Origin of the sequence: Desulfosporosinus acidiphilus SJ4, from assembly GCF_000255115.2 — a bacterium.
In the GTDB taxonomy this organism is placed as follows: Bacteria; Bacillota; Desulfitobacteriia; order Desulfitobacteriales; family Desulfitobacteriaceae; genus Desulfosporosinus; species Desulfosporosinus acidiphilus.
This window is the reverse complement of the sequence record NC_018068.1, coordinates 1,419,851-1,443,561: the sequence shown is the minus strand read 5'-3', so window position 1 is coordinate 1,443,561 and position 23,711 is coordinate 1,419,851. Positions and strand designations below refer to the sequence as shown.

Genomic DNA, 23,711 nt, shown 5'->3' with positions numbered 1-23,711 from the left:
TTGATTAATTCAGACCTCTTCCTTAAGCCCTTGAAGAATGAGAAGCATATATTGAGAATAATATAGACCAATTGACTGCAGGATTCGAATAAAACTTCATAAGGGGCTTGATATCACGATGTTCTCTTAAGAATATTATGGCACCAATAAAGTACAGGTTTCTAGCTTGAAAATAAATATTATTTCCAATATTATTGAAATAATTCTATATATTGTTTCTATTTTTTGTCCATATAATAAAAAGATAGGAGGATTATCATGTTTCGTAGAAAGATAATTTTTCTTGGAATACTCTCGTTATCGTTATTTCTGTTTGGCTGTAATCAAAAAAAAGTTGAAGAAGCACAAGTTAATCAAACACAGGTTCAAATACCAGTTCAGAAAGGTGATCACTTTCAGGTAGTTCAGGGTACTGTCGGGAATACTTCAAGTCCAAATATGGCAGATATAAATAATTTAAGAAATACTAAGTTTCCCGAGATAGTTGCAGAGGTCGGGGATTATAAAATCACAGGGTTACAATTAACTAAGGAAATTGCTTTAAAGAGAAATGATTATATTAATAATATTAAAAAGCCCCAGAGCGAAGCATTTTATGAAAAAGTTGCACTTGGATTATTAGTAAAAAACGCCCTAATTGATAATGAAGTGAAGAAGCAAGGATTAACGGTAACAGTGGAGGAAGCTAAAGCATATCTAGAGCAACAGGAAAAATCGATGACCTCACTACCAGATAGCGACCCTGCTAAAGAGGCTTATTTAAAAGATATAAAGATCAATGGGTTTGATAATGTATCCGAATATATTAATTCACAAAATGTAATCAATATGACTCAAACGATACTAGGTAGGGCCAAACTTAAAAACGCTGTATTACAGTCGATTTCACAAGATCAGAACGAGGCATCAAAGGCTTGGGATGATTATACGGAAAAGCTATTAGATCAAGGTAACTTCAAAATCTTATTACCTATTGATATAAAAGGTTATCAACAATTGGAAGCGCAGGTTGCTTTAAATAGATAATATTTCTCTGCTGATTTACTGGAGACAACCGGAGCGCCTTAATTGGTATGCCTTGCCAGTGGCCTAGGAGCAATTTTCCTTTATCTTCATTATTACAGGATTACCCATCCGGTTGTTATTTGCCAAACACATTTTAACCAATTGCATACAAAAAACACACTTAACATTCTTTGTTAATGCTTTTTTTAGTACATTTTCTAAATCTCAAACACTTATCCATAAAGGATTAGAGTGGTTTTAGTACATCGACAACTATATTTACCTTTTGGACCTATTTTTTATTGTATTCTTTTAGATCTTTCCCGGTAGCTGCATACCCGCAAATCGGACATCGATACAACCAGAACCTTTTTCCATAGTCCTCGCTGATGGGTTTACAACCATCGCCGTAGTATCTGGCGTTTTCAGCATCCAATTCGGCCGCCGTGCGAGCCTTTCCGCAACTTGGGCATTTTAGATTTTTCATTTAAACCAGCCTCGCTTTCTACTAGACCGTGATTACATCTTAAATAAGAACCACTTGCAAGTGCTTATTTCGTACTTAACTTCATAAATTTTCTGCAAACCATTGATAACACTTTGGCAACGAAAAATAATCATCTTATTTCCGGCCAATTTTTCCTCAGTCCGTAGAATAACCTTATCAACCTTAACAACAATCGGCTCACTCTGTTCAGTTGTGATCCTATACCTTATTGGATTTATCACACCCTCTTTCGTGAACCAGGAAAGCATTTCAATAGGCCGCATGAGAATTTTCATAGTTAATCACCTTTAAGCAGCTATTTGACTATTTGTCATATCGTAAGTTTGATAATTCGATATGAGTAATTCGTTTTTTAGGGAACTCTTGTCCTTTCGAGAAATAGAATAGCGAAGACTCACTTCTTCGATATTGAACCCACTATACAACTCCCTAATGTCTGGGTGGTCATTAATGCTTAGTAAGTATCGTCCTTGGAGACAAGATAAAGTATCTCTAAGCCTTATATGATCTTCTACCGTGAATGCCTCACTCCCCTGGGAACTATATCCCGTCAACCCGTAATACGGAGGATCACAGTAAAACAAGGTGCTGGGCCGATCATAACTTAAAATCAACTTCTCAAAATCCCTATTTTCAATGATCGTATTTAATAGCCGCGCTCTGGTCTGTTTTATTTCTTGTTCCAAGGTCTTAAGGACAAGTTTAGCTCCGGTAGGACTAATGATAAAACTTTGCATTCTTGCCCCAAAGCTAAAATGTACTAAATAATAGAATCGAACGGCCCGTTCTATATCATCTAATTCTTGCGGGTTTGCCCTTTTATAGTCTTCGAAAATCTGCCTGGAGACCAAAAGATATTCAAACGCTCGTATAAACTCCTGCGTTTTGTCACGTACAACTTTAAAAAAGTTAATAAGTTCACCATTGACATCATTCAGGACTTCTATCTTAGAGAGGGATTTTGCGAAGAGTACCCATCCCGCCCCGCCGAATACTTCAACATAACAAAGATGATCTTGGGGCAACATCTCTAGGATTCTATTTCGTAAGCGAAATTTTCCACCCATCCATTTTATCGGACTATTCATTATCCTCACTCCTCATGCAATTTTTAGAACGTATGTTTACTGTATTTGAACGTATGTTCTGTATCTATTTTATCAACTTCACAACCCATATGCAAGCAAAAGCACCCCAATTTTGAGGTGCAATTTACTTAGAGTACAACCATATTTCATTTCAGAACACGTTATCTTACCTTAAGTTCTATCGCGTAGAATATCCATGCTTTGCCGTTTTCATCGATGACCCGCGCCATAAGTTCGTTTGTCACGTCATGATGGAAGGTGGAGAGTAACTCAAATGTTGCTCCATCGATGGTTTGGACTTTCCTGTTTTTCTTGGTCATTGCTGTTACCGCTTGATGAGCTATAGCCATCGATATCTTCTCCCTTTATCTTTTCATGGTTAGGATTTCAGCCCGAATGCTTCATCAATCTCCTGAAAGGATACTATCCACCCTTCTTCCATTCCCCACAATCGTACCAATTCCATATACGTATCTCGAATTGTTTTGATCTCTCTGATGTTGGCGATCTCTGCCTTAGGGCCTCTTGCTCCGATCATCTTCATCCTGTCGATTGCCTTATCTAACAGGCCTCTTAATGTCTCTTCAACAGATTCTCTGTCGTCCACTTAATCATCCTCCTATGCCCTATGCTCTACGAGTATATATAATTCATCGCTCTGTTTTTGGAGCATTGCAAGAGGTTTTTATCGGCCTGGTACAGATTGTATGTCCACGTCATCTCCAGCAGCTTAGATTTTAGTGAACGTTGTTTTCTTACTTCCTCGTAGGCTTGGTTTATCATATGGGCTCTCAGCTGTTTAAACCATCGATGATGACTTTGATTTATGTTGATAAAGCCGGTTTGTTCCGCTGAGGTTCGATATTCCTTTAGCTCACCACTCGCCCAAGCACGAGCCAGACTAACCAAACCGTCAAAGGATGCCATAAAAACTGATGAACTCCAAACAATAGGCTGCGGGTACCCACGGAACCTAACGTTTTCATGCTAACCCCTCTCTTCTTGAGCCCATGTTATTGTGCCGGCCAGGGCCATCCAAAGGCCAATGACGATTAGAACATGGATCATTCGGCTCCCCCTCTTTCAAGAACCCTTAACTTATTCTCGACAGCCCACCATCCGCACTGATTGTGTACATAGTCACGTTGTCTCCGCAAATTGTAAACTCCATACAGCAATCCGCGCAGAAATAATGGCTTGCGCCAATACTTCTTACTGCCCGGCTTTGACAATGAACGCATTGTTGTTGTTTTACCGGAAGCATAACGTTGGTATATCTAGCTTTGGCTTTTTTACCCATCGTTTCAACCTCTCTCCTAGTCACAAGTAAAATGGTTCATATTTGCCCGTTATAACGCTGCCCGACTTTTTTAGGACAGTGTCACTTTTATTTTTAACAGGATTTTGGGGATTCTTTCGGTTTTGATTCAAGCGATTAACTTGTTCAACCGTCGTAATATTATGGAACTCGTAGTTTTCAAGAACCCTGTTTAAGTAAGCAATCAAACTGGAAAGGTCGTGCTTGATAACACAGCGTTTTAATCCGGCGATCACCACCGCCTCGGGATCGTGACAATTCGGGTTCGCACGGAATTTAGCACACCAGTCTCTAAGTATTTCGCGCTCAAACTCAGAGAGCTCACGTTTAAGGTTTATCTCGGCAAATTCAATCGCTTTCAGCCCCGTCACCTTACCAGGTTGCAGGGGTGGCGAAGTACTCTTTCCGTTACGCTCAAGGGGCTCTGCCTGACGAATATCGTTTTGACGCGTGCGAATATCAACATCATCATCAACATCAATAACGTTCTTTAGAGTCATCTCTGGGGTAATCTGTGGAGTAATCTGTGGTATTGTCGTGTCATTTTGAAACAGGGTTGTGTCATTTTGGATCAGGGTTGTCTCATCATGACACAAGGGTGTCTCATTTTGACTTAGGGGAATTTTATCGTGTAGCTGAAGGGGTGTGTCATTTTGAGACAGGGGTGTCTCACTCCTATTTCCATTATATTCTTTAATCATGATACTCCTGAGCTTCGACAATTCTTTGTGATTCAGGGCAAACCAGCGGGTTTTGTCATAAGGGTCTTTGTTGTAATTACCTTCGATAATCAGTTTTTTATCAAGAAGACTCTTCACTGTTCTGGCCACTGTCGAAACACTCCAAAAGGTAAAGGCCTTATCTTGCATATCTCTTACACTTTGGTAGGTCCAACGTTTGCCTTCGATATCGTGGTCCGTTATGTGGATCCAATATTCCAGTTGAAGCAGTAGTATGGATTCGTTTAAACCGATCTCGTCCGCTAACGCCGGCGATAATCTGAGGGAAAGTTCATTTAGAGTAAAGATTCTTGTCCGATGCATCTGATTGCTGCTAGAAGTTCCCATGTCCTTCTCCCCCCTCTTATGTAAAAGCTTTATGTATTCGCAGGAATAATTTCAACCAAAGTTAAACGATGAGCTTGTCCTAATTTGACTTCAAAGAACTTACTTTCTCAGTCAAATCGTTGATTTATGATGGCAACTCGCTTAGGTTCAGTATTCCTCTCAGGATAGAGTATCAACTAAGCGACAAGCTCTTTTACCGCGTTATAGGTCGTTATGAAGCTATGACCTAGAGCTGTATTTTACGTACAATTACATGAGAGGCCGAGTTCAATCCACTAACATCCGCCATCACAAGTATTGTCCCTTGTACCTCCTCACGCCTTGCGATCTTTGCCTCCACGCCCGGAATAATCCCTGAACCCGTGGGGATCACCATAACGCCATTTGTTCAAATGCGATCTCTTTCGTCACCCATCTTGAGTTATGAGCCAAACCTTGTGGCACAGCACTCATCAACATTCTGGCAACGCCCTCTGAGGTTTCTCGAAAGATGCACCAGTTACGGGCACTATGGGCACGGCCATTTTCATAAGTAATGACGATAGGGATCACCTTGTTGCCTTTGACAACTTGGGTTGGATACCAGGCCGGGTTATAAAGAAGCGTCTGAAACTCAAATCGGTCCTCTAAAAAAATTATCACGATGTCATTCGTTTGTTTGTTTATCTCTAAAACGGTCTCCGAAATCCGATAGCACCTTGAAAATTGGTCATCAGTCATAAAGGAATCGTAATCACCAACCTGATGGAGGATCCGTTCTATTTCCTTTTGGAAATTCAACATGTTACTCACTCTCCAAGTATGAGTTAAGGCTCTATGAATGGTTGCCGATTGTTCATTTACCTTACATCGCAGGTGTGCTAGCTCTTCGCTGCTCAAATATTAGACATGGTGTTTTACTGGTTCGACCCGTACATTGACCATAATGATAGGCATTGCGAGTACATTCTCGACATTCCGGAGTTAATGTCATGACAATCCTGAGGGCTTCAAGATCCTTTAATTTCGGTGAACCCTTCGAATCTCTGATTTTACTGATGGACTGAATTACGTCTTCCCGTTTTACGTTCACATCGACACAGCCTTTCTTGGATCAATCTAGCTTAATACCAAGTCCTTGGGTCCTTAACGTGCAACCACATTCCATCTTTGAAATCTACTCTCAGATAGTTTCCACTGCCTTCATCCCATGTAGCAGCAACATTCACAGGGCAATGCTCCTCGGGAAATTCCCAGCCTCTGTAAAAGCGGTCCAGAAACGCTGTAAAGAGTTCTTGTTGCTCGGTGGTGAGTTTTTCGAATCCTTCCACCTTTTTGGGTTGAGGCAAACGTTTCCCCTTATGACTCAGCCATTGTTTTTCCGGAATTTCATCACCGGTGAGGCACGTCGGAGAGCCGCAGTCCAGTAGAAAAGAATCACATTCGTTACACATTATGACGCCTCCTTTTCAAACATCTTTTCGTTGGTGTAGTTCGGCGTCTGTTCGATTCAAAGCAACCCGAAATTTATTAAGATATTCCATACCTCATTCAGGTCCCTTTAGCACTTTCGTCTATCTCGTATTGAATTAATGCCGATTCTTGCCTCTCAGGCTATTTTGCTGTCCAGCTTCAAAGCGTGTAAGGTCCTTCGTGACAACAGTGACTGAAAATCAACGGCCGAGGCCTGAGGTTGTTCCAGTGGTACATCGCAATCAATTTTTGCTAATTTCCAACTTAATAAAGCCTGGTCTTTAAACTCCACGAGTTTTCTTGTAGCTTTAATGCCTAAAAAAAATATCCAGATACTGTAAGAGGTCTTTTAAGGACAGCCCTTGTTTTAGAATCGGCCACACTGTTTTTTCTCCAATGCTTGGAACTCCGGGAATATTGTCGGCCCGATCACCCACCAAGGCTTTATAATCAACCCACTGACCGGGATCGATTCCGTAGATTTCTTCGTGACTAAAGTAAGTTAACGTCTGAGGTTGTTTTCTGGGCCTTAGATAATCCACCAGCACGTTCCGACTGATTATCTGAAAGAGATCTCTGTCCCCGAAAACGATCCGTACAAATTCCTTGGATTTTGAGGCCAATGTCCCTATGACATCGTCTGCCTCATAACCGCTGACTTCTAACTGAGTAATACTTAAATTTTCCAGGGCTTTTTTTGCTCGAGGAATTTGTTCAGAGAGTTCCCGTGGTGTTGGCTTTCGAGTAGCCTTATAGGCCGGGTAAAGCTGACAGCGAAAGGTTGGAGCATCATAATCCCAGCAAGCAGCCATCATGGTCGGCTTATACGCATGATGAAATCTAAGCACCCAGTTCACGAGACCGGAAACAGCATGGATAGGCAGACCTTTCGCATCATATAAAGGGTGTCTCCCGTAAAAAGATCGCGCAAGCAGGTTGTTAGCATCAATGAGCAAAAGCATTTTCAATCCTCCTTTCTCGTTGTTAAAACAAGGTCAATTGTGCTTGCTTTTTAGCCATATTTAACTGTAAAGGACTTTTCTTATGGTGATGACTGCGGACGGTCGGTGGAACGTCAAAACCCGAGAGAACCATTTGCGACGAATTAAGATACTTGGCAACCATCTTTGTACGAGCTCTGATTAAATATGTGGATATGTTCCGCGCGCTGCAGCCCATGTACTGAGCCGCCTCGGTCGGACCTAAACCATTGAGCCAGCACATGGTAACTGCCTCATATTCCATAATCGTGAGTCCATCCATAAGTTCCCGAACCATCGCCGATTCATGCCATTCGTCCTTCATCTCGAACGGATCCAAGAACTCTATTTTAGCCTTAACATTAATAAGTTCGGGATCACTAAGAAGGATTTCATCATTAGTATTCTGGTAATGCACGCGTTTTTCTAGATCTGGCTTATATTCTGGATGATGTTTACGGAGAATATATAAATCAATAAGCCATTCTTTTATAAGCTGCGCTCTTTGCAGATCGTACGGCTGCCTTTTCAAGTCGCTTTGGCATTGCCGCAAGTAGTTAATCGCGATTTCCAATTCATCAAGCCCAGATGCATGTTGAGATAAAATTTCGGGTTGCATCTCTCCTTCCCCCTTTCCATATGTAGAGTGTTACTCTTTAAGTAAATAGCTAGAAAAGAATCTTCCATTCTACCCAAGCCTTGATGTAAAATATCTTTAAAGCAGATAAACTAATAGAAAATGTAGCCATGATATGATAGTAATTAGCATGCATTCTTGAAAATAATTTCTTTTTCAAATGATTAATTTAAGTCTGAGAAATTGGGGAAAATGACCTTTTTCTAGAGAAGTGCGATTTTGTAGAATTGATAATAAAGATTAATGAATCTCGATATCGACTTATACATGACAAACCTTTGAATTACAGATAGAAGGAATCTTCCGAGATAAAATAGTGTTATAATTCTAATTACTTGCGGCTATCTTTTCTTTTGAATAATTATTACAACCAGTAAGCATAGCTTTAGCCAAAATACGAGCATACAAAGTTTTAAGGGATGATTGCTGTTCCCGATTAAGTTGGTTCCAATTACTTGTTATTGTGACAACCGCCGCCATAGTAATCACCTCAGGTTAATTTTCTATGGGTTAAAAACCTTATAAACACGTACCAGTTATTCCGGTACATACATTTAATTCCGAAATTACCCATTCTTTCAAACAAGCCCTCAAATAGACTAATTTCTTTATTTAAATTGTTTCTAAGAAAGGCATCACACTTCCCTTGTGATACCTCAGAGAATCCCATTTACTTCACATTATGTGAAATCAATTAGAAAAAAAAACTTCCTCAAGTGATAACCCGTATTCTTTGCAAATCTTAATTGCTAAGGACTTTGAAATGTCTCTTTTACCATTTACAAGCATTGAGTAGTAGCTGCTGCCAATTTCGAGCCTTTTCATTATTGACTCTTTAGATAAATCATTATCCATTCGAATTTGTTCTAAGATATGCATTTAAACACCTCCCCTAAGAATATTAACAATTTCACGATGTGTTAAATTGAGTATATTTCACACTTCGTTAAATGTCAATACATTCTTGTCATTTTGTGAACTTCGGTTTCCATTTCACAAATTGTGATATAATAGTTTAAACAAGTAATTGGAGGGGTTGCAATGTTTGGGCAGAGGCTTGAGCTATTATTAACTGAAAAGGGTATTCAGCAATCAGTTTTAGCTGAGCATCTGAATATGGCTGATTCTACTATTAGTCAATGGAAAACTGGTAAGCGTTCTCCTGATATTGAATCCCTTAAGAATATTGCTAAATTTTTTAATTGCACCATCGACTATCTCGTTGGGTTCTCCGATCAACGAAAGTCAGTAGAGCAGACGAAAAGCGAAGATGAGGACGAATTTGATTTTATTCTTGCTGCAAATAAAGAAGGTGAGTATGGACGAGAACCTTCACTTGAACTTAGATCGATAATTAAAAACGTCCTCAAAGAAGAGCTACAAAAGATGCGAAAAAATGAAACTACCAACCGATAAGGGAAGGTAGTTTCAATATTTATCGAGATATACGACATTATGAGACATATTTCGAGCGAGGAAAACTGCATGGAAAGACTTTGGAACATTATAGAAAAAGAAAATATTAAAGTGCGATATGAAGATCTTTCCCGCGCACCTGAACGAATACACGGTCTTTATCTTTATGATAATAGAATAGGCCCCTTAATTATTCTCGACCAACACCTTCATTCCTTACATCGGTTACATAGATGCGTATTAGCAGAAGAGATAGGTCACTTTTATACTGCTGCTCGAACGAATCTCCTAATAGCACACACTTCTGCTAATCTTAAAACTATGGAGTCACAAGATGAACTGAAAGCAGCACGTTGGGCTACGGACTTTCTGATCCCCGATAATGAATTTGTAAAGGCGCTTGAAGACGGCAACCATAATTGCTTTGATTTAGCCGATTATTTTAGCGTGACCGAATGGTTTATGTATCGAAAACTCGAATTCTTCAAAATACGTTTTGGAGACACAGAGTTAAAATTCAAAGGTAGGGATTTATTCAAGACCGCTATGGTACATAGTAATATAAAAATCAGTTAAAATCTGCTTTTAGATACGAACAAAAATTAAGTCGTCTTTTTTAGTCCTCTTTCCTTATTAATTTTGTCCCAAAGAGATTTGATCAATATCTGAGAGTATATACGGCATAGATATTCCTGGTGCTCTTTAGTGAGTTGATCCCAGTTACTTTTAATGGTGATGTTTGCTTTAGCCATAGTCTCACCCCCATAAATCCTATGCGTGGGGGCTTATTTACAAGGCCTATCCAAAATTAGGAGTGATTGGTTTGATTGTTGCTATATATGTTCGCGTGTCAACTGATCAGCAAGCAGAAAAAGGATATAGCATCGAAACTCAACTTACCGAATGTCGAAAGAAAGCTCATGAAATTCCCAACGTCTTAAGTGTTGAAGAATTTATTGAAGATGGCTATTCTGGTGCTTATTTAGAGCGTCCAGCATTAGATGAGCTCCGAAATGCTTTACGAGAAAAACGTTTCGGAGCTGTTATCGTCTATGATCCAGATCGGCTGGCTCGTAATCTCACCCACCAACTTTTAATTACAGATGAAATAGAAAGTAGTGGTGCCCAGCTTCATTTTGTTAATTTCGAATGGCAAAATACTCCGGAAGGAAAACTATTTTATAGTATCCAAGGAGCTGTCAGCGCTTATGAACGCGAAAAAATTAGAGAGAGAATGCAACGTGGCAAGAGAGGAAAGGCTCTATCAGGCAAAGTAATTAAAAACAATCATCCTTATGGATATAACTGGGATGCCGAAAGGTCCGTTTATACGATTAACGACGATGAGGCAAAAATGATCCGGCAGATATTTTCCTGGGTAGTAGAGGATCATCTAGGCATTAGAGCTATTGCAACACGTCTAGCTCAGTTACAGTATCCAACCAGGACTGATATAAACAGTTGGAATATTGGGACAGTTCATGACATTATCACACGTGAAACATATGCGGGTATACATTGGGTTAATAAAGAATATAAAACAAAGATTGGTCAAAACAAGTTTAAGAGAGGCACTCGAAAACCCTCAGAGTGGATTGCAGTGCCCATTCCTCCAATTATAACCCGTGAGATCTGGGAAGCCGCACAAAGACAATTGCAACTTAATAAACGCATTACCAAGCAACCTTTTGATTATCAATACTTATGCCGAAATCTTATCGTTTGTCCGCTCTGTGGGCAGCATATGCGATCCGTACACAGTGGATCAAGAAGAAAACAATATTACGCTTGTAAGACAGGCAGAGCAATGAGTGGTAAAAGCCATCTTGGCGAAACAAATAAATGCCCAGCCCGTCAAATCCCTGCTAAAGACCTAGATGAAAGCATATGGCAATATATATCGAACATGCTTAAGAATCCTTCCATAATGTCCGAAGAATTAAGCAAAACTAATAAATCAAATGACACGATTGGGCTTCAAGAGGCTGGAATAAGGCTTAAAAATAAGGAAGATAAACTTCTTCAGGAACGCGACAAAGTTACACTTCTTTTCCGGCAAGATCTTATAGATCTGAACATGGCCGAGAAACAGTTGACAGAAATTAAGAACTCTTTAGCCGAAATAAAAGTTCAACGGTTGCAACTTGAAAAAGAATTAGAAAATAATCTTCTACCGTCAGCATCTGAAAACTTTTTAAATAAGCTAAATGAGCTTGCACTCTTAGCGGACACAGAAGATCCTAAATTACGACGTCACGTTATTACAAGTGTTGTTAAAGAAATTCAAGCCCAAAGAATGGATACACGGAATGTTGGGGCCACTTTTGGCGCCGAAATAAGAACACATATTACATTCGGAGTCAATTGAATTAGTTTGCCAGTCATAAGACCTCATGAGAATAATTCATCAAAAAAAATCTCTGTAGAGTTGGATTTGCGGTTAGCTATATTAGATTTAATTATCAGTTCTAGTTATACGTATTTTTGTAGGAGCTATTGTTATGCCCCATGTGATCTATTTGCATTCAGACTTAACAAGGGCGAGACGCACATCGGATGATTTGGAAGAAGCCAAAAAACACTTTCGAATGGAGCGTTTTGATATCGTTTTCGCAATGAACATCGCCTTTCTGGTCAATGCAGCCATGGTGGTGGTAGCAGCAGCCGTTTTTTTTAACCAAGGACCCGTTGACTCGATCGAACAGGCGCATAAATCTTTGGCTCCTTTGCTTGGGAATTTATCCAGTGGAGCGTTTGGGATGGCGTTGCTCGCCTCGGGACTTTCGTCTTCCACTGTTGGCGCAATGGCTGGGGAGTGTATGTTAAAAGGATTCATTGGCCTCGATATACCCATTAATATTCGACGGGCCATTACCATGATTCCAGCAATTGTACTCTTGTGGCTAGGCTTCAACCCCATGAAAATCTTGATTATGAGCCAAGTTACCTTAAGTTTCGCTCTTCCCGCAGCGATTATTCCCCTGCTTCTTATCACGAAACGACGAGATATTATGGGCATAATGGCTAATCGAAGATTAACAAACATGGTCGGTGTTGTTATTGTAAGTCTAATCATTTCACTCAATGCGATTCTTCTTTACTTAACGTTTACCGGCTAATAACAGCAGGAAATAAAGCGGCAACACAAAGCCGGGGTTACTCCCGGTTTTGTTGAACCAAAAATTGATGGGAGGTATAACAATGTCAGACCTAAGTATTTACCAAAGTCAAAAGAAGATCTTCATTTCTATTTTCCTTGTTGGACTTATACTGACAGCGAAATTAACTCTAGCCTATGTTACCAAAAGTCTCGCGCTTCTTAGTGATTCATGGCACCTTATTACTGATTTTGCAGCTTTAATCATTAGTTGGTGGGGACTAAAAATTGCAGCCAAAAAAGCAGACTGCAAAAATACCTACGGCTACTATCGCTATGGTGTGCTCTCGGCGTTAGTCAATAATATATCTCTTATAACCATTTCAGTATTTATATTTTATAAGGCGGTCGATCGTTTTCTTAACCCTGTCGCAGTTGAACCCAAAGGGATGATCTTCGTGGCTATTGTCGGGATGATCGTTAATCTTCTGATCGTACTTAATCTAAGGCAAAATACTCAAAACTTAAATGTAAAAAGTGCCTTCCTTCATTTTGCCGGGGATGCCCTCGCGGATTTAGGAGTATTAATTGGCGGGGTAATCATTTATTTCACGGACTGGTCAAGGATCGATACGTTATTAAGTGCTATCCTCGGAGGCCTCATCTTAAGGAGCGCCGTTAAAATGACAAAAGAATGTATACATATCTTTTTGGAATCCGTTCCCAAACATATCTCCATTGATGAGCTCCGAAAAACGATGTTAAATATTGATGGCATCCGAGGTATCACTGATATTCACGTTTGGGCGATTTCTCAAGAAGTCATTGCCATGACAGCTCATGTTTGGGTTAAGGATTTAAGCAAAGAGCAAATGGCCAATCTATTACACAATATTCAACATACGAGTTATGAACAATTTGGAATAGAACATACAACGATTCAATTTGAAGATTGTCCGTGTAGCAGCTGTTTCCACAGTAAGCATGACCATCAACATCAATGTTCCTTGTGCATTGATTTGTGTCCAACTGGGTAGCTATTTTAAGCCTTACTCAGAAATTTTGTAACAAAAAGTCCAACCATCCTGAAGGTTAAAAGGGTTAGGAAGTAAATAAGACAAGAATTACCGTCATTGCTAACGGATATAGAAATTCGGAAATATTATAGCCCAAACTTAAAACTTTTATATTTCAAAGTTAGTTCGATAATAGATACAAATATCTAAGCAAGTGGTCCTTTTTTGTCTTCCATAAACACACAATTGATTCTATGGAATAATATGGGAGTAAAAGGAGGTGCACGAATGGGTCAGCGGGAAAATTTGAAGGGTCAAAACCCTCCGCATATTTGGTATCCGCCACATCGGCGCCCAGTAATTTCACCTCTTGCCGAGGAGGGGAAGGGAACTATCAATTCTACTAAACCTTTCCTAAAACCTGACCAAGAGTCTGAAAGACCTACGGAACGAGATATTGCGGCCGCTGATATTTGGCCTTTATTGCCAGCCGCAGTTGGGGCTGGAGCAGCGATCCTGTTGCTGCTTATGGGAAACCACAAGCAATGGAAGGATGAGAACGATAATGGGAGTTCTAATGAAGAGAGTTCTGATAAAGGAAGTTCTTCTGAAGGATACCCTGAACGCCAGGATACTCCGGTCGGGTCAGCTGTAGTTGTTCTTTATTCAATAATCGCAACTGCGGGTGTATCATACTACGTGTATCGGGTGTTGACAGCCACAGATGGGCATATTCTTACATCATTTGTTCCGGTTGGTTCGGCCATCGGTCTTTTATTGATTTATTTTGCAGCTGCTTATGACCTTGAATATCACATGGTTCCTGGAAGTTTTACAGGGGATCATTTCGGGAATGATATCGTCTCAGAATTATTTACGTTTGTCTATTTTAGTATAACAACCTTTGCTACCGCAAGCATGGGAGACTTCTCGCCAATCAGTAATGCCTCAAGAATTCTAGTAACTCTCGAAGTTCTTTTCTTTATATATATCTTTACAATGGGGATTGTCTTTTTTGCTGATCCCTAAATAATTAATCGCTAATACAAAGAGCCTGTTTCCTAAACAATCAGAAAACAGACTCTTTAATTATTTTAGCTTTGCCTAAACTGTAAACATTGCTAATCTTCTATTCCGCGAGCAATTTTAGCTATTTCTAATGCGTCTTCCTGATAAATACTTGCCAATAACCACTTCTCATCCCGCCAGACAAACTTCCAAAATTCTGTAAAGTAAAGTCTGTGATTATCGTTTCCGGATATCAGTTTTCCTGAGTTATCTACTGTATAATCAATTAAACTCGCAGAAACCATGGCAATAAAATACTGTGATTCTTCATCTAAATGACTATGGATAAACTCAATATCCCAGGTGTTTAAAATAGGTTCCTTGATTATATTCCGCTCTCCGCGAACTTTCATGGCTTGAAGATCTGCCTGGTATTTATCGTTCAGAGTATTTATTAGATACTCTTCCGCAGGCATGAGATCCTGTCGACTCCAGCCATCTTGCAGCCAAAAGAAAATCTGACGAACCCTTCCGATAAGAAAATCCCGATCCCAACGAGGAAATGTTTCTGCTAAATAGTTCATATTCTCGCGTGTATAGTTTATCGCTTTACCAAAGCGCTGAAGACTTCCCGAATTTGAAATCGGCCGACCATTTAAATCTAAAGGTGTCTCCCTTGAGGAGCCATCGTTATTCATAGATCTGAATCTTGTCATCGATGGGAAACGATCATTACGACCCCACCTTCCTCTATCTTGACTTGCATTGTAGAATCGCTACGCCATATACAGAATAACGAGAAAAAATATTCCCCCCGATCCTCCATAGCCACCGAAGAAGAAAGGAATCGGAAAGAACCCGCCGAGTCCTCCGCCTCCCAAATAGCCGCTCCCAGAAAAAGACCCGCCACTAAAACTTCCTCCCATGCTATCACCTAAGCTTCCGCCCAGACCGCCGCCGCCACGGGCTAAGACCAGTGAAACTTGACTTCCCAAGATAACGAGAGTAGTCGTTAGAATGACCAATATACGTTTGACCAAGAATTCATGCAAATCACCAATCCTAAGCATCTCTTTAGAAAACTTGTTATGATTATCTATTGTAGTTTTAATAGACCTAATTCTTATTTAACTCAATTTTATTTCCTGCTTTAAGTTGAGCCAACTCATCCTCAATCTCAGAATTAACTTTGCTCGTTTCTAATTCCGCAAATTGGTCTTCAATTGTATATGAGTTAACCATTGTTCCGGACACCTTGGCCTCCGCCTCTATGCGTTCAACCCGACCTTTCATCCGGTCAAAATCTCCCAACGGGTCACGGGTAGACAGTCCGGATACAGCTTCATTTGCCCTTTTCATAGTTTCTGCCCGTCTTTGACGCATAACCAAGTTATTACGCTCTATCTTTGCCTTTTCCAGTTTCTCCGTAAGCACATGGAGATTATCCTGAAGATCTTCAACTGATTTAGCCTGTTCGGCAAGTTGAGACTCATAATCTCTCTTGTTGGACTCAGCATGGTTTTTATACGTTAGAGCAGTCCTAGCCAGATCATCCTTACCCTGCTGGACAGCAAGTGCAGCTTGTTCGCTACGCACTTTAATTTCCTTATTCAAGCCTTCAATGCGCTCCTCAAGTTGAATCTTATTCGCTAGAGCACGGTTAACTTGAATTTGAAAATTGTGAACTTCCTCTGTCGCACGTTCGACATAAAGATTTAACATTTTTTCTGGATCTTCGGCCTTAGATATAAGATCCATTGTATTTGCTTGAAATAGATCCTTTAGCTTACTAAACAACCCCATTAGCTTCCAATCTCCTTTCAATCATTAAAAACCAAAAAATCTCTCGTTCAAACTCTAAATTCAACTCTAACTTCATCGTAAGCATTATAGCACTGTTCATTGTGTAAATCTTGAACAATCTATGAAATCTTCATGAAGTTTAAATTACATGGTGGATGACAAAAACATTTAAATTCTACTCTATTCCGGAAATAATACTACATTTACCAATTACGAAACTGGAATTGTTTACCACGATTGCGTAAAGGCTATAGTACTTGCGCAACTCCTCAAAGACATTAATAAGATGAAGCATATTAAATTGAGGAGTGGTTCAAGTGGCATTAAATAACTTGTTACTTATCTGTGCAATCGGAATCGCATCCAATATTGATAACGCCGGAGTAGGTATTGCTTATGGTGTAAGGAAAGTTGGAATTCCATTGACCTCCAATACGATTATCGCGTTAATGGGCTTCGTATTGGCTCTAGGAGGGGGCCTCTTTGGACATTTGATTTCACACTGGCTTACCCCGTTTACATGTCAATTAATTAGTATGCTAGTTCTTATTAGTCTTGGGATTTATGTTTTAGCCCAACAGTTTTTTACGAAAGCTCCCGAAGCTGTATATGTATTTAGTCAGCAACACCAAACTGATCAAACGATCGATCAATTTTCAGATAATCATTTGCTTCGCGTGTTACGCAACCCTGAGGAAGCCGATCTGGATAATTCAAAGTCGATAAGTCTTTCAGAATCAATAATTCTGGGGATAGCTTTATCCCTTAACAATTTAGCAGGCGGGTTTAGCGCTGGTATAACAAAACTTAACATTTTGACGATGGCAACTGTGTCCGGATTGTTCTCCTTCTTATGCACTGGTCTCTGTGCAATACTTGGACTTAAATTTGCTTCTGAAAGATTTGGCGAAAGAGCGACTACAATTTCAGCAATTCTACTTATATTGGTAGGCATCCATCAAATAATGAACTGACGATTATTCTGTTTCATTCCGGAAGAAAGCAGGAGTGGAACTATCCCTCCTGCTTGACATTAAATATTCTTCAAAATCTTTTTGTTTAGTCCAAGGAGCGATTACTTATGTATAAGAGGGTTGAAGATTCAACTATAGAGAGTACTCAATTTATTAGCCTAGTAAATTCATTACTTCCTAGACTAGAAGGGTTAATCCTTATGGGAGTGGGATTATATGTTTTATTAAAACATTGATTCAAAATTTATGTTTCTTATAGTATTAGAAATACAGGTATTAATCTGTATTGCATTTCCGCACCCATATTGTTCCATATATTCCAATCCGAACATATTATGTGCTATCTCTAAATAAAGGAGGAAAAGTCAATGGCATTTGGCGGAGTTGGCGTCGATGGCGCTGCTTGTGGAACAGGTGTTGGATTTGGCGCGGGAATCGGTGTAGTTGTTGTAATTATTCTTCTGCTTATTGCAATGGGTATCGTATTTTAATTAAGGAAGGAGGAAAATTGATGTACGGAATGGCCTATGGTATGGGTTATAGTGGTGCAGCAGGTTACGGATTGGGTGGAGCATGTTGTCCTCGTCCCGTAGCTCCTGTGACTGGTGTTGGGGCTGGGGTCGGCGTAGGAATTATCGCTATTGCTATTTTGATTCTTATCGCTTTAGGCGTGATTTTCTAAGTTCAACGGCTGCCATCCTTCCTATAACCAGATTTATTCGAATGTGATATTCTATTAAGCCGCCCTTGCTGTGGGGCGGCTTTTCAATTATTTGTAGGAATTTTGAAAGGCTCTTAGGCATAGGGGTTAATTGGCGAACCTTTTACCTTCTTTTAACTCTCATCAACAATGGTGGGAGTATTTGTTTGTTATTAAAAAAGCGGCCTCAGTACTTTATAAGCTGAAGCCAATTAATATATTTGCAGCAATAACCATTCTTCTGTGATCTTTGCCATTTTGTTCTCAGCAAATTTTAAGCTAAGAATAATATAATCTTTTCAGCACAGTAAAAATCTCATATTATTTGGCCTTATATTCTCATAATCGACTACGAGTGTCTGAAACGGCTCAATATACAGATGCATTATGAAAGCTTGGGATATGCTGGCCTGATTATTTACCCTTCGGTTTACGTGTTTTGGCTTGCTGATTTTCTCCAGTCATCTGTTATGACTCTAGCCATGAAAAAAACAACATCTTCATTTTTTCATGCACAACATTAATGATATGGATACAGAAACTCATTCTTCTTGAAAAGGAGTAAAGCATGATCAGTGTAGTTAATAGTATATTGAAATTCATTCAAATCATAGCAACTTCCATAGTGCTTATCACCTCATCCATATTTCATGGTAACCTTCCTTCTCTAAGCTCCCTTGAAACGCTCTGGAAAGGAACTCAGTCAGCTCCGATCACAACCCAAAATAACCAACAGAGCAATAACTCAGCCTATAATTCCACCTCACGAAACAGAAATCGTCTTATAATTAGACATCGACAGATAGAGCGTATCGCAAAAAAGATACAGAATTTACCTTCTACTAAAAATGTGACAAGTCAAATTGTCGCATCAAACATCTACATTAGTGCCGGTGATACGGGAGTGTCAACTTCACGTCTAACTATGGCAAATCAAATTATTAAAACTATTTCTTTACCAACACTCAATACTGTTGTTGGTTTATCCCCAGCTAAAAACATTCAAATTGCCTTATTTTCATCACCTAGGACCTATGCTAACTCCCTAAGAAAAGCCGGGGTTGATTCGAGCTCCATACAATCCATCGTTGAAGATACCGGAGGATTAACTGTCGATACCTCAATTTGGATTCCATTATATAATCTACAGGACAAGAGTGACCTAGCGAATGTCCTCAGTCACGAGCTTTTCCATGCATGTGCGGCAAGTCAAGGTTATGGTAATGAGCTGCCAACTTGGATCAACGAAGGGACTGCTTGGCGTATTGGGCTCATGGCTATGCAAAAAGTTAACTCCCAAAAAACATCTTTAGAAATGGCCTATTATGAAACCGATGTAAGAAACGCTGCAAAAAATGGATCTCTTCTGCCTTTGTCTGCTTCGGAAAATGATATTCTCAATGCCCAATACAATGTTGAATATGAAGATTTCATGGCCGTCGAACAACTTGTAAAAAATTATGGTACATCCACTTATAAAGCCTTTATACAAAATCTTAAGACCAAAAATGTGAACACAGACTTTTCAAACACTTTTAAGAGTTCAATTAATAATTTCCAGAATAGCTTTATAAAATCCCTTTGATATGTTCCAGCTATTTGGATGGAGCTCGACCTATTCATTTATCGTTTTATGAAATAAAAATAGGACATAAGTCCCATGTCATTCTCAGGAATCTCCCAGCTTGACTTGTTAAGCTATCAATGTGAAAGATTAACTCAATTACATTCTTAATTCCAACATGTTAAGGAAAAGGGAGGGATGGCGTAGGATAGGCTGACTATTTTAGCCAATAATCAGAGCCTTTCCCCTTTTGCGCTTCTTAGGCTTAGTGGGATTATTTCTAGATACCAATAAAGCTTTCACGGCCCATTCCGCTAACTGTTCTCTGTTTTCCAAATATCAACGGGAACCTCATAATATGGCATTACCATGGGTTTGTCATCAAATGGTTTGAATGGTTTCATTCCTGCCATTTGATAATCTGACTAATCAACTTTAAAATATAGAATGTCATCGACTAGTATTCCAAAAATCAAACCATCATAATAAATGCCAGCACCGCCAAACATCTTTTTGACCGTAACATAACCTAATTTTCCAAGTTGGTCTACTACATATTCTTTGTAACCTTCGCTAACTGCCATGATGTTCCTCCAGTATTGGGGTTTATCAGGCTCTCGTTTCCACGCGAATTTAATGCATCCCACCCAGCACATCCTTCAATTCACCTCGGTACCACTTTACCAAGAAAAGTGACGCCCTTCCCGAATCTGGGGATGGGCGGGCTAACATTAACCTATGAACACCAAAGGGACATGCTGAATAGTATACATCAAGAAGCTTCTAATTCTTATGGGGACTCTAAATGAGGAGGAGGTGAACGGGAATGCCTATTTTTTGGATTTATGGGCTATTAGGATTCTTAGGATTCTTAGGCTTTTTGGTCGCATTATTGAGATTGGTCGCAGCCTCTGCAGCAGCTTAATGGTTTTTGCCTAGGTAAATGCCTAGGCTTTTTACATTGGATCCGATATTCCTTTGTTCTTTGCATAATCATGTAGCTTAAAACCATACATGATCCGAAAAGATTTGTATATTAAATAGTCGTATCCGACTTGTCTCCGCATTAATAGTCACAGTTATAGTCGCCTGTTGAGTTGCAGTTGCCAGACTATCTGCCCATCTTGTGACTATGTATTCCAATTCGTTGCTCCTTCATATCTAATACCTACCTGAATTTGTACGCGCAATTAAGCTGAGTCAAATTATATTTAATGACGTGGTGCCCAAAGCATAATTGATACACCAACTAAACAAATTACTGTTCCTATCCAATCCCACTGATCAGGTAATTTCTTATCAATGCCCCAACCCCATAATACTGCTAAAAATATAAAGATCCCTCCATAGGCAGCATAAACTCTACCGAAATTTGGGAACTTTTGCAATGTAGGTATGATGCCATAAATGACTAAAATTATTCCTCCCAAAAGTCCATACCACAATGGTTTTGCTTCCCTAAGCCAAAGCCATATTAAGTATCCTCCCCCAATTTCGGCAAAACCTGCAAGAACAAATAGCAATATTGCGTTGGCCACAATTATTTCTCCTTCACATCTGATACTGTTGGATAAAACACATAATGATATTTGAAACAACAACTAATCCAATAATAATATTCGTCGCCCAAAGTACTCTTATTATGCTCGACTGGTACTTCTTTGCCAAATATATTAGTAACACAGAGAAAGGCAACTCCGCCGAATTTATAATAATGTAAAGCATTATGGCTGAGGAAATAACCTGGTATCAAATTGCCTTCTACCGCCCCCATGCGATTAATAAGATGGAGCATTTGCTTCCACAATTCTAAAGAATATGGTATTCCTTTTAGATACTTATAACCTATTTCTTTTACTAACTCATCTTCAGTAAGAGAATCTAAAAAATAATTAATCAGTTTCCCAAAATCCCCCAATCGTTTGACGAGTGAATCATTATTAGGAAAATCGTCTGAGTTTAATAAGGTTCGGCCTTGTTCCCTCATCCACCGTGACAGCCAGAGTTCTTCCGCACCTAAAATATGTACCATTGTATCTCTAATTGAGTTAAAGCTACTTGATTAGTCTTGAATAAACTCCTCATTGTTTAGCTGACTTATAATATCCAACAACTTAAAGTTTGCCCATTCGTCATATTTGTAAAGTTCAATTAATTGTCTCTTGCTAATCATGGATTGCCTCCTTAAAACTCGGTAACTACCATTACCAACATTAATCTGGTATCTCTAATAATTCTTCGATTATTTCAGACGAATTCTTAACAAATTTGGGACAAAGTATATCGAAAAGCTGCTTTTCTTTTACTACATTAAGATCCTCCGGAATAGAAAGGTCAAAGCCTAGTAACTCTTTACACTTTACTCCACCATTAATAGATGTAAATCTTCTCGTAAACTCTTGGACTAGATCATAAGTTTTAGCTTTTGCCTCATTATCTTCTACATTGACTTTTCCAAATTTCAACCCAATCAGCATAAAGGCTCCGGTTACAGCACCGCATGTTTCTCCAATATATCCCATACCGGCCCCAAAGCTACTGGCAATCTTTTTTGCCATTTCCGTTGTTAATCCTAAGTCATCAGAGTATGTAGAAAATACAGCTTGAGCGCAATTAAATCCCGATAAAAAGCAATCGACTGCTTTATCTGATCTCATTAAATGACTCCTTTCAACTCTTCTGTTTAAACAATACCTAAATCTACCAGAGTACAGTTCTTCATTTGTGATTAGACTTCCTTCTTTAATTACAAAAAAGACGCCTATTTCAGCGTCAACTAACTAATGATCCAGTTTACTTCGTGCTTATCGAAAAATGCCCTAGAATGTTTCTAGAGCATCATGTGTCAAACGTTAGTCACCATGTTAATTATTGTTACTTTTGGTATTTCTTTTCGGCCCTTGTTCGACGATCTGTAGTTACCCTTTTCCTTTTGCTTTTCCTTTTCGTGGTCCAGCCCCTTTACTTTGTCCTTTTCCCGGACCATTTCCAGTGTCTTGATCATTATTGTTACCCATAATTTGGAGCCCTCCTTATCCTTAGATAAAATGATAACCTCTAAATAGGGTAACCTAAAATAAAAAAAGGATGCACATAGAAAATACCCAAATAAGTTAATATAAAACAATTGGATATCGAAATACCCTTATTAAAAGTAATTCCACCATTATCCAGTATTTCCTGCATAAATAATTCAAAAATTTCAAAACCGGAAACGCAAAGCGCTCCGGTAAATAAATAAATCTCATCTTAGTCAACCTCTATCAATTAACCCAACCATTCTAAATAGACCTTGAAAACTACCGTCTTTTTAAGGCTCCCATGTGCCGCATCCCTCAGCCACCAGGTTCATTATATGTTTCAAGTGATTTTTTTAAGGAAGCTTCAAATGGAATAAGAGTATTATACAGTATTATACAGTTCCAATAACTCCGGGATATCTTCTACTTTCAGTTTTTCTATAACTATAACATTAAAAACCTTCGTTTAAATTTTAATTAGTAATGCCCTTTATTCATACTTTTCCACCAACCATCAACCCACACATCAAGTCAACCAATATCCCTTTCACCCTCAACCCGCCCAACCAACCTTCGAAAGTGGCCTTCTTTGAGAAAGTGGGTGGGGAATTGACTCGCTACTTAACTGCTGGCTAGGCTTTCTTCTTGAACTTAGCAAAGCGCAACGAGCGTGGGGATTTAGTATCGATGTATTAGTCGGAGATTAAGGCGGAAGATTGTTCATATCAATATTCAATGGGGCATGCTACATTAAAGTTATCCAAAAACTCTATTACGCTATCGGTGAATTTTTTACTTTCTAACATAAAAAAATAATGACCACCCTTAAATAGAGATATTTTCGAGCCTGTTATTCCCGTGTGCATCTCTTCTGCAAGAGCTAGAGGAGCAATCTTATCTTTTTCTCCATGCAAAATTAACGTCGGTACTTTTATTTGATTCAATCGGTCACAACAGTCATAACTTTGGTAAGGACATCCATCCTGCGGGATTGAAGGAGTTCGGTGGGTTGACTCTGCTGGCTAGGCTTTATTAGTGGCGGCTATTTCTTCTTGAGG

The 23,711-nt window shown here is 39.2% G+C and carries 33 protein-coding genes and 1 pseudogene; 11 read left to right on the top strand and 23 right to left on the bottom strand.

Annotation, left to right across the window (positions count from 1 at the left end):
• Positions 1 to 258 precede the first annotated feature (258 nt).
• Complete coding sequence (locus DESACI_RS06635) at positions 259 to 1,026, top strand: SurA N-terminal domain-containing protein (protein ID WP_014826418.1); 768 nt, start codon at positions 259 to 261, stop codon at positions 1,024 to 1,026.
• Between the two features lie 271 nt (positions 1,027 to 1,297).
• Here DESACI_RS06635 and DESACI_RS06630 read toward each other — a convergent pair whose 3' ends face one another.
• The 15 genes from DESACI_RS06630 to DESACI_RS06575 all read right to left on the bottom strand — a co-directional run bounded on the left by DESACI_RS06630 (position 1,298) and on the right by DESACI_RS06575 (position 8,934).
• Positions 1,298 to 1,492 (bottom strand): hypothetical protein, encoded by a 195-nt coding sequence (locus DESACI_RS06630; RefSeq protein ID WP_014826417.1) that lies wholly within the window; start codon positions 1,490 to 1,492, stop codon positions 1,298 to 1,300.
• A 32-nt stretch (positions 1,493 to 1,524) separates the two neighbouring features.
• A complete protein-coding gene (locus tag DESACI_RS06625) occupies positions 1,525 to 1,788 on the bottom strand; it encodes a hypothetical protein (RefSeq protein WP_014826416.1) in 264 nt (87 codons plus the stop codon).
• A 12-nt stretch (positions 1,789 to 1,800) separates the two neighbouring features.
• Complete coding sequence (locus DESACI_RS06620) at positions 1,801 to 2,601, bottom strand: DNA adenine methylase (protein ID WP_014826415.1); 801 nt, start codon at positions 2,599 to 2,601, stop codon at positions 1,801 to 1,803.
• Between the two features lie 161 nt (positions 2,602 to 2,762).
• Positions 2,763 to 2,951: a hypothetical protein gene (locus DESACI_RS06615; protein ID WP_014826414.1), complete on the bottom strand. Its 189-nt coding sequence runs from the start codon at positions 2,949 to 2,951 to the stop codon at positions 2,763 to 2,765.
• A 29-nt stretch (positions 2,952 to 2,980) separates the two neighbouring features.
• A complete protein-coding gene (locus tag DESACI_RS06610) occupies positions 2,981 to 3,208 on the bottom strand; it encodes a hypothetical protein (protein WP_014826413.1) in 228 nt (75 codons plus the stop codon).
• Positions 3,209 to 3,665: 457 nt separating this feature from the next.
• Positions 3,666 to 3,842: a hypothetical protein gene (locus DESACI_RS23510; RefSeq protein ID WP_158310151.1), complete on the bottom strand. Its 177-nt coding sequence runs from the start codon at positions 3,840 to 3,842 to the stop codon at positions 3,666 to 3,668.
• A 79-nt stretch (positions 3,843 to 3,921) separates the two neighbouring features.
• Positions 3,922 to 4,986 carry a DnaD domain-containing protein gene (locus tag DESACI_RS06600; protein WP_014826411.1) on the bottom strand — a complete coding sequence of 355 codons (1,065 nt, stop codon included), beginning with the start codon at positions 4,984 to 4,986 and terminating at the stop codon, positions 3,922 to 3,924.
• Positions 4,987 to 5,212: 226 nt separating this feature from the next.
• Positions 5,213 to 5,362 carry a hypothetical protein gene (locus tag DESACI_RS24960; RefSeq protein ID WP_207643915.1) on the bottom strand — a complete coding sequence of 50 codons (150 nt, stop codon included), beginning with the start codon at positions 5,360 to 5,362 and terminating at the stop codon, positions 5,213 to 5,215.
• Positions 5,356 to 5,769 (bottom strand): hypothetical protein, encoded by a 414-nt coding sequence (locus DESACI_RS06595; RefSeq protein WP_014826409.1) that lies wholly within the window; start codon positions 5,767 to 5,769, stop codon positions 5,356 to 5,358. Before DESACI_RS06595 ends, DESACI_RS24960 begins: the two co-directional genes overlap by 7 nt.
• Before the next feature lie 61 nt (positions 5,770 to 5,830).
• A complete protein-coding gene (locus DESACI_RS24150) occupies positions 5,831 to 6,058 on the bottom strand; it encodes a hypothetical protein (RefSeq protein WP_014826408.1) in 228 nt (75 codons plus the stop codon).
• Positions 6,059 to 6,089: 31 nt separating this feature from the next.
• Positions 6,090 to 6,419 carry a hypothetical protein gene (locus DESACI_RS06590; RefSeq protein WP_014826407.1) on the bottom strand — a complete coding sequence of 110 codons (330 nt, stop codon included), beginning with the start codon at positions 6,417 to 6,419 and terminating at the stop codon, positions 6,090 to 6,092.
• A 327-nt stretch (positions 6,420 to 6,746) separates the two neighbouring features.
• On the bottom strand, positions 6,747 to 7,400 hold the full coding sequence (locus DESACI_RS06585) for a 5'-3' exonuclease (RefSeq protein ID WP_014826406.1): 654 nt from the start codon (positions 7,398 to 7,400) through the stop codon (positions 6,747 to 6,749).
• 22 nt (positions 7,401 to 7,422) lie between these two features.
• Positions 7,423 to 8,037 (bottom strand): RNA polymerase sigma factor sigma-70 region 4 domain-containing protein, encoded by a 615-nt coding sequence (locus DESACI_RS06580; protein WP_014826405.1) that lies wholly within the window; start codon positions 8,035 to 8,037, stop codon positions 7,423 to 7,425.
• Positions 8,038 to 8,382: 345 nt separating this feature from the next.
• Positions 8,383 to 8,535, bottom strand: a complete 153-nt coding sequence (locus tag DESACI_RS24450; protein WP_014826404.1) for a hypothetical protein — start codon at positions 8,533 to 8,535, stop codon at positions 8,383 to 8,385.
• Between the two features lie 210 nt (positions 8,536 to 8,745).
• Positions 8,746 to 8,934, bottom strand: a complete 189-nt coding sequence (locus DESACI_RS06575) for a helix-turn-helix transcriptional regulator (RefSeq protein ID WP_014826403.1) — start codon at positions 8,932 to 8,934, stop codon at positions 8,746 to 8,748.
• A gap of 162 nt (positions 8,935 to 9,096) precedes the next feature.
• Here DESACI_RS06575 and DESACI_RS06570 point away from each other — a divergent pair, with 162 nt between their 5' ends.
• From DESACI_RS06570 to DESACI_RS06545, 6 genes and pseudogenes are all read left to right on the top strand, one after another.
• Positions 9,097 to 9,471, top strand: coding sequence for a helix-turn-helix domain-containing protein (locus DESACI_RS06570; protein WP_014826402.1), 375 nt, complete (start codon positions 9,097 to 9,099; stop codon positions 9,469 to 9,471).
• A gap of 39 nt (positions 9,472 to 9,510) precedes the next feature.
• Positions 9,511 to 10,047, top strand: a complete 537-nt coding sequence (locus DESACI_RS06565) for an ImmA/IrrE family metallo-endopeptidase (RefSeq protein ID WP_242833137.1) — start codon at positions 9,511 to 9,513, stop codon at positions 10,045 to 10,047.
• Between the two features lie 247 nt (positions 10,048 to 10,294).
• Positions 10,295 to 11,839 (top strand): recombinase family protein, encoded by a 1,545-nt coding sequence (locus DESACI_RS06560; RefSeq protein ID WP_014826400.1) that lies wholly within the window; start codon positions 10,295 to 10,297, stop codon positions 11,837 to 11,839.
• Positions 11,840 to 11,960: 121 nt separating this feature from the next.
• Positions 11,961 to 12,590: pseudogene (locus tag DESACI_RS06555) on the top strand (Nramp family divalent metal transporter); the annotation flags it as partial.
• Between the two features lie 82 nt (positions 12,591 to 12,672).
• On the top strand, positions 12,673 to 13,605 hold the full coding sequence (locus DESACI_RS06550) for a cation diffusion facilitator family transporter (RefSeq protein ID WP_014826399.1): 933 nt from the start codon (positions 12,673 to 12,675) through the stop codon (positions 13,603 to 13,605).
• 267 nt (positions 13,606 to 13,872) lie between these two features.
• Positions 13,873 to 14,613 carry a potassium channel family protein gene (locus tag DESACI_RS06545; protein ID WP_014826398.1) on the top strand — a complete coding sequence of 247 codons (741 nt, stop codon included), beginning with the start codon at positions 13,873 to 13,875 and terminating at the stop codon, positions 14,611 to 14,613.
• A 92-nt stretch (positions 14,614 to 14,705) separates the two neighbouring features.
• On the opposite strand, the gene DESACI_RS25095 is transcribed toward DESACI_RS06545, so the two are convergent.
• From DESACI_RS25095 to DESACI_RS06535, 3 genes are read right to left on the bottom strand one after another with little or no spacing between them, the layout of a single operon-like run.
• The gene (locus DESACI_RS25095) at positions 14,706 to 15,308 is read right to left on the bottom strand and encodes a TIM44-like domain-containing protein (protein WP_014826397.1); all 603 of its coding nucleotides are present in this window, start codon (positions 15,306 to 15,308) and stop codon (positions 14,706 to 14,708) included.
• 60 nt (positions 15,309 to 15,368) lie between these two features.
• On the bottom strand, positions 15,369 to 15,662 hold the full coding sequence (locus tag DESACI_RS25090) for a hypothetical protein (protein WP_242833136.1): 294 nt from the start codon (positions 15,660 to 15,662) through the stop codon (positions 15,369 to 15,371).
• A gap of 46 nt (positions 15,663 to 15,708) precedes the next feature.
• On the bottom strand, positions 15,709 to 16,395 hold the full coding sequence (locus DESACI_RS06535) for a PspA/IM30 family protein (RefSeq protein WP_014826395.1): 687 nt from the start codon (positions 16,393 to 16,395) through the stop codon (positions 15,709 to 15,711).
• A 317-nt stretch (positions 16,396 to 16,712) separates the two neighbouring features.
• Here DESACI_RS06535 and DESACI_RS06530 point away from each other — a divergent pair, with 317 nt between their 5' ends.
• From DESACI_RS06530 to DESACI_RS06515, 4 genes are all read left to right on the top strand, one after another.
• Positions 16,713 to 17,369, top strand: a complete 657-nt coding sequence (locus DESACI_RS06530) for a manganese efflux pump (protein WP_014826394.1) — start codon at positions 16,713 to 16,715, stop codon at positions 17,367 to 17,369.
• Between the two features lie 368 nt (positions 17,370 to 17,737).
• The gene (locus DESACI_RS25395) at positions 17,738 to 17,860 is read left to right on the top strand and encodes a hypothetical protein (protein ID WP_014826392.1); all 123 of its coding nucleotides are present in this window, start codon (positions 17,738 to 17,740) and stop codon (positions 17,858 to 17,860) included.
• Positions 17,861 to 17,880: 20 nt separating this feature from the next.
• Entirely contained in the window at positions 17,881 to 18,051 is a 171-nt protein-coding gene (locus tag DESACI_RS24445) for a hypothetical protein (RefSeq protein ID WP_014826391.1), read from the top strand.
• A gap of 586 nt (positions 18,052 to 18,637) precedes the next feature.
• Positions 18,638 to 19,654: a hypothetical protein gene (locus DESACI_RS06515; protein ID WP_014826390.1), complete on the top strand. Its 1,017-nt coding sequence runs from the start codon at positions 18,638 to 18,640 to the stop codon at positions 19,652 to 19,654.
• Between the two features lie 404 nt (positions 19,655 to 20,058).
• Here the strand turns inward: DESACI_RS06515 and DESACI_RS25085 are convergent, their stop codons facing one another.
• The 5 genes from DESACI_RS25085 to DESACI_RS06490 form a co-directional block, all read right to left on the bottom strand.
• Positions 20,059 to 20,217 carry a TfoX/Sxy family protein gene (locus DESACI_RS25085; protein WP_242833135.1) on the bottom strand — a complete coding sequence of 53 codons (159 nt, stop codon included), beginning with the start codon at positions 20,215 to 20,217 and terminating at the stop codon, positions 20,059 to 20,061.
• A 627-nt stretch (positions 20,218 to 20,844) separates the two neighbouring features.
• The gene (locus DESACI_RS06505; RefSeq protein ID WP_014826388.1) at positions 20,845 to 21,171 is read right to left on the bottom strand and encodes a YnfA family protein; all 327 of its coding nucleotides are present in this window, start codon (positions 21,169 to 21,171) and stop codon (positions 20,845 to 20,847) included.
• 2 nt (positions 21,172 to 21,173) lie between these two features.
• Positions 21,174 to 21,665 carry a DinB family protein gene (locus DESACI_RS25080; protein WP_014826387.1) on the bottom strand — a complete coding sequence of 164 codons (492 nt, stop codon included), beginning with the start codon at positions 21,663 to 21,665 and terminating at the stop codon, positions 21,174 to 21,176.
• A gap of 181 nt (positions 21,666 to 21,846) precedes the next feature.
• Positions 21,847 to 22,290 (bottom strand): C-GCAxxG-C-C family protein, encoded by a 444-nt coding sequence (locus tag DESACI_RS06495; protein ID WP_014826385.1) that lies wholly within the window; start codon positions 22,288 to 22,290, stop codon positions 21,847 to 21,849.
• 1,088 nt (positions 22,291 to 23,378) lie between these two features.
• A complete protein-coding gene (locus tag DESACI_RS06490) occupies positions 23,379 to 23,597 on the bottom strand; it encodes an alpha/beta fold hydrolase (protein WP_041275987.1) in 219 nt (72 codons plus the stop codon).
• Positions 23,598 to 23,711 lie beyond the last annotated feature (114 nt).

Bases quoted from the DNA above. Each gene is read 5' to 3' on its own strand.
- DESACI_RS06580 (WP_014826405.1), bottom strand. From the start codon at position 8,037: ATGCAACCCGAAATTTTATCTCAACATGCATCTGGGCTTGATGAATTG.
- DESACI_RS25090 (WP_242833136.1), bottom strand. From the start codon at position 15,662: ATGCTTAGGATTGGTGATTTGCATGAATTCTTGGTCAAACGTATATTG.
- DESACI_RS06545 (WP_014826398.1), top strand. From the start codon at position 13,873: ATGGGTCAGCGGGAAAATTTGAAGGGTCAAAACCCTCCGCATATTTGG.
- DESACI_RS24450 (WP_014826404.1), bottom strand. From the start codon at position 8,535: ATGGCGGCGGTTGTCACAATAACAAGTAATTGGAACCAACTTAATCGG.
- DESACI_RS25095 (WP_014826397.1), bottom strand. From the start codon at position 15,308: ATGACAAGATTCAGATCTATGAATAACGATGGCTCCTCAAGGGAGACA.
- DESACI_RS06570 (WP_014826402.1), top strand. From the start codon at position 9,097: ATGTTTGGGCAGAGGCTTGAGCTATTATTAACTGAAAAGGGTATTCAG.
- DESACI_RS06635 (WP_014826418.1), top strand. From the start codon at position 259: ATGTTTCGTAGAAAGATAATTTTTCTTGGAATACTCTCGTTATCGTTA.
- DESACI_RS24960 (WP_207643915.1), bottom strand. From the start codon at position 5,362: ATGGTGATCCCCACGGGTTCAGGGATTATTCCGGGCGTGGAGGCAAAG.
- DESACI_RS06625 (WP_014826416.1), bottom strand. From the start codon at position 1,788: ATGAAAATTCTCATGCGGCCTATTGAAATGCTTTCCTGGTTCACGAAA.
- DESACI_RS06575 (WP_014826403.1), bottom strand. From the start codon at position 8,934: ATGCATATCTTAGAACAAATTCGAATGGATAATGATTTATCTAAAGAG.
- DESACI_RS06585 (WP_014826406.1), bottom strand. From the start codon at position 7,400: ATGCTTTTGCTCATTGATGCTAACAACCTGCTTGCGCGATCTTTTTAC.
- DESACI_RS06590 (WP_014826407.1), bottom strand. From the start codon at position 6,419: ATGTGTAACGAATGTGATTCTTTTCTACTGGACTGCGGCTCTCCGACG.
- DESACI_RS06565 (WP_242833137.1), top strand. From the start codon at position 9,511: ATGAGACATATTTCGAGCGAGGAAAACTGCATGGAAAGACTTTGGAAC.
- DESACI_RS06550 (WP_014826399.1), top strand. From the start codon at position 12,673: ATGTCAGACCTAAGTATTTACCAAAGTCAAAAGAAGATCTTCATTTCT.
- DESACI_RS06515 (WP_014826390.1), top strand. From the start codon at position 18,638: ATGATCAGTGTAGTTAATAGTATATTGAAATTCATTCAAATCATAGCA.
- DESACI_RS06600 (WP_014826411.1), bottom strand. From the start codon at position 4,986: ATGGGAACTTCTAGCAGCAATCAGATGCATCGGACAAGAATCTTTACT.
- DESACI_RS06595 (WP_014826409.1), bottom strand. From the start codon at position 5,769: ATGTTGAATTTCCAAAAGGAAATAGAACGGATCCTCCATCAGGTTGGT.
- DESACI_RS06630 (WP_014826417.1), bottom strand. From the start codon at position 1,492: ATGAAAAATCTAAAATGCCCAAGTTGCGGAAAGGCTCGCACGGCGGCC.
- DESACI_RS06620 (WP_014826415.1), bottom strand. From the start codon at position 2,601: ATGAATAGTCCGATAAAATGGATGGGTGGAAAATTTCGCTTACGAAAT.
- DESACI_RS06615 (WP_014826414.1), bottom strand. From the start codon at position 2,951: ATGGCTATAGCTCATCAAGCGGTAACAGCAATGACCAAGAAAAACAGG.
- DESACI_RS06535 (WP_014826395.1), bottom strand. From the start codon at position 16,395: ATGGGGTTGTTTAGTAAGCTAAAGGATCTATTTCAAGCAAATACAATG.
- DESACI_RS25080 (WP_014826387.1), bottom strand. From the start codon at position 21,665: ATGGTACATATTTTAGGTGCGGAAGAACTCTGGCTGTCACGGTGGATG.
- DESACI_RS06495 (WP_014826385.1), bottom strand. From the start codon at position 22,290: ATGAGATCAGATAAAGCAGTCGATTGCTTTTTATCGGGATTTAATTGC.
- DESACI_RS25085 (WP_242833135.1), bottom strand. From the start codon at position 20,217: ATGGCAGTTAGCGAAGGTTACAAAGAATATGTAGTAGACCAACTTGGA.
- DESACI_RS25395 (WP_014826392.1), top strand. From the start codon at position 17,738: ATGGCATTTGGCGGAGTTGGCGTCGATGGCGCTGCTTGTGGAACAGGT.
- DESACI_RS23510 (WP_158310151.1), bottom strand. From the start codon at position 3,842: ATGCGTTCATTGTCAAAGCCGGGCAGTAAGAAGTATTGGCGCAAGCCA.
- DESACI_RS24445 (WP_014826391.1), top strand. From the start codon at position 17,881: ATGTACGGAATGGCCTATGGTATGGGTTATAGTGGTGCAGCAGGTTAC.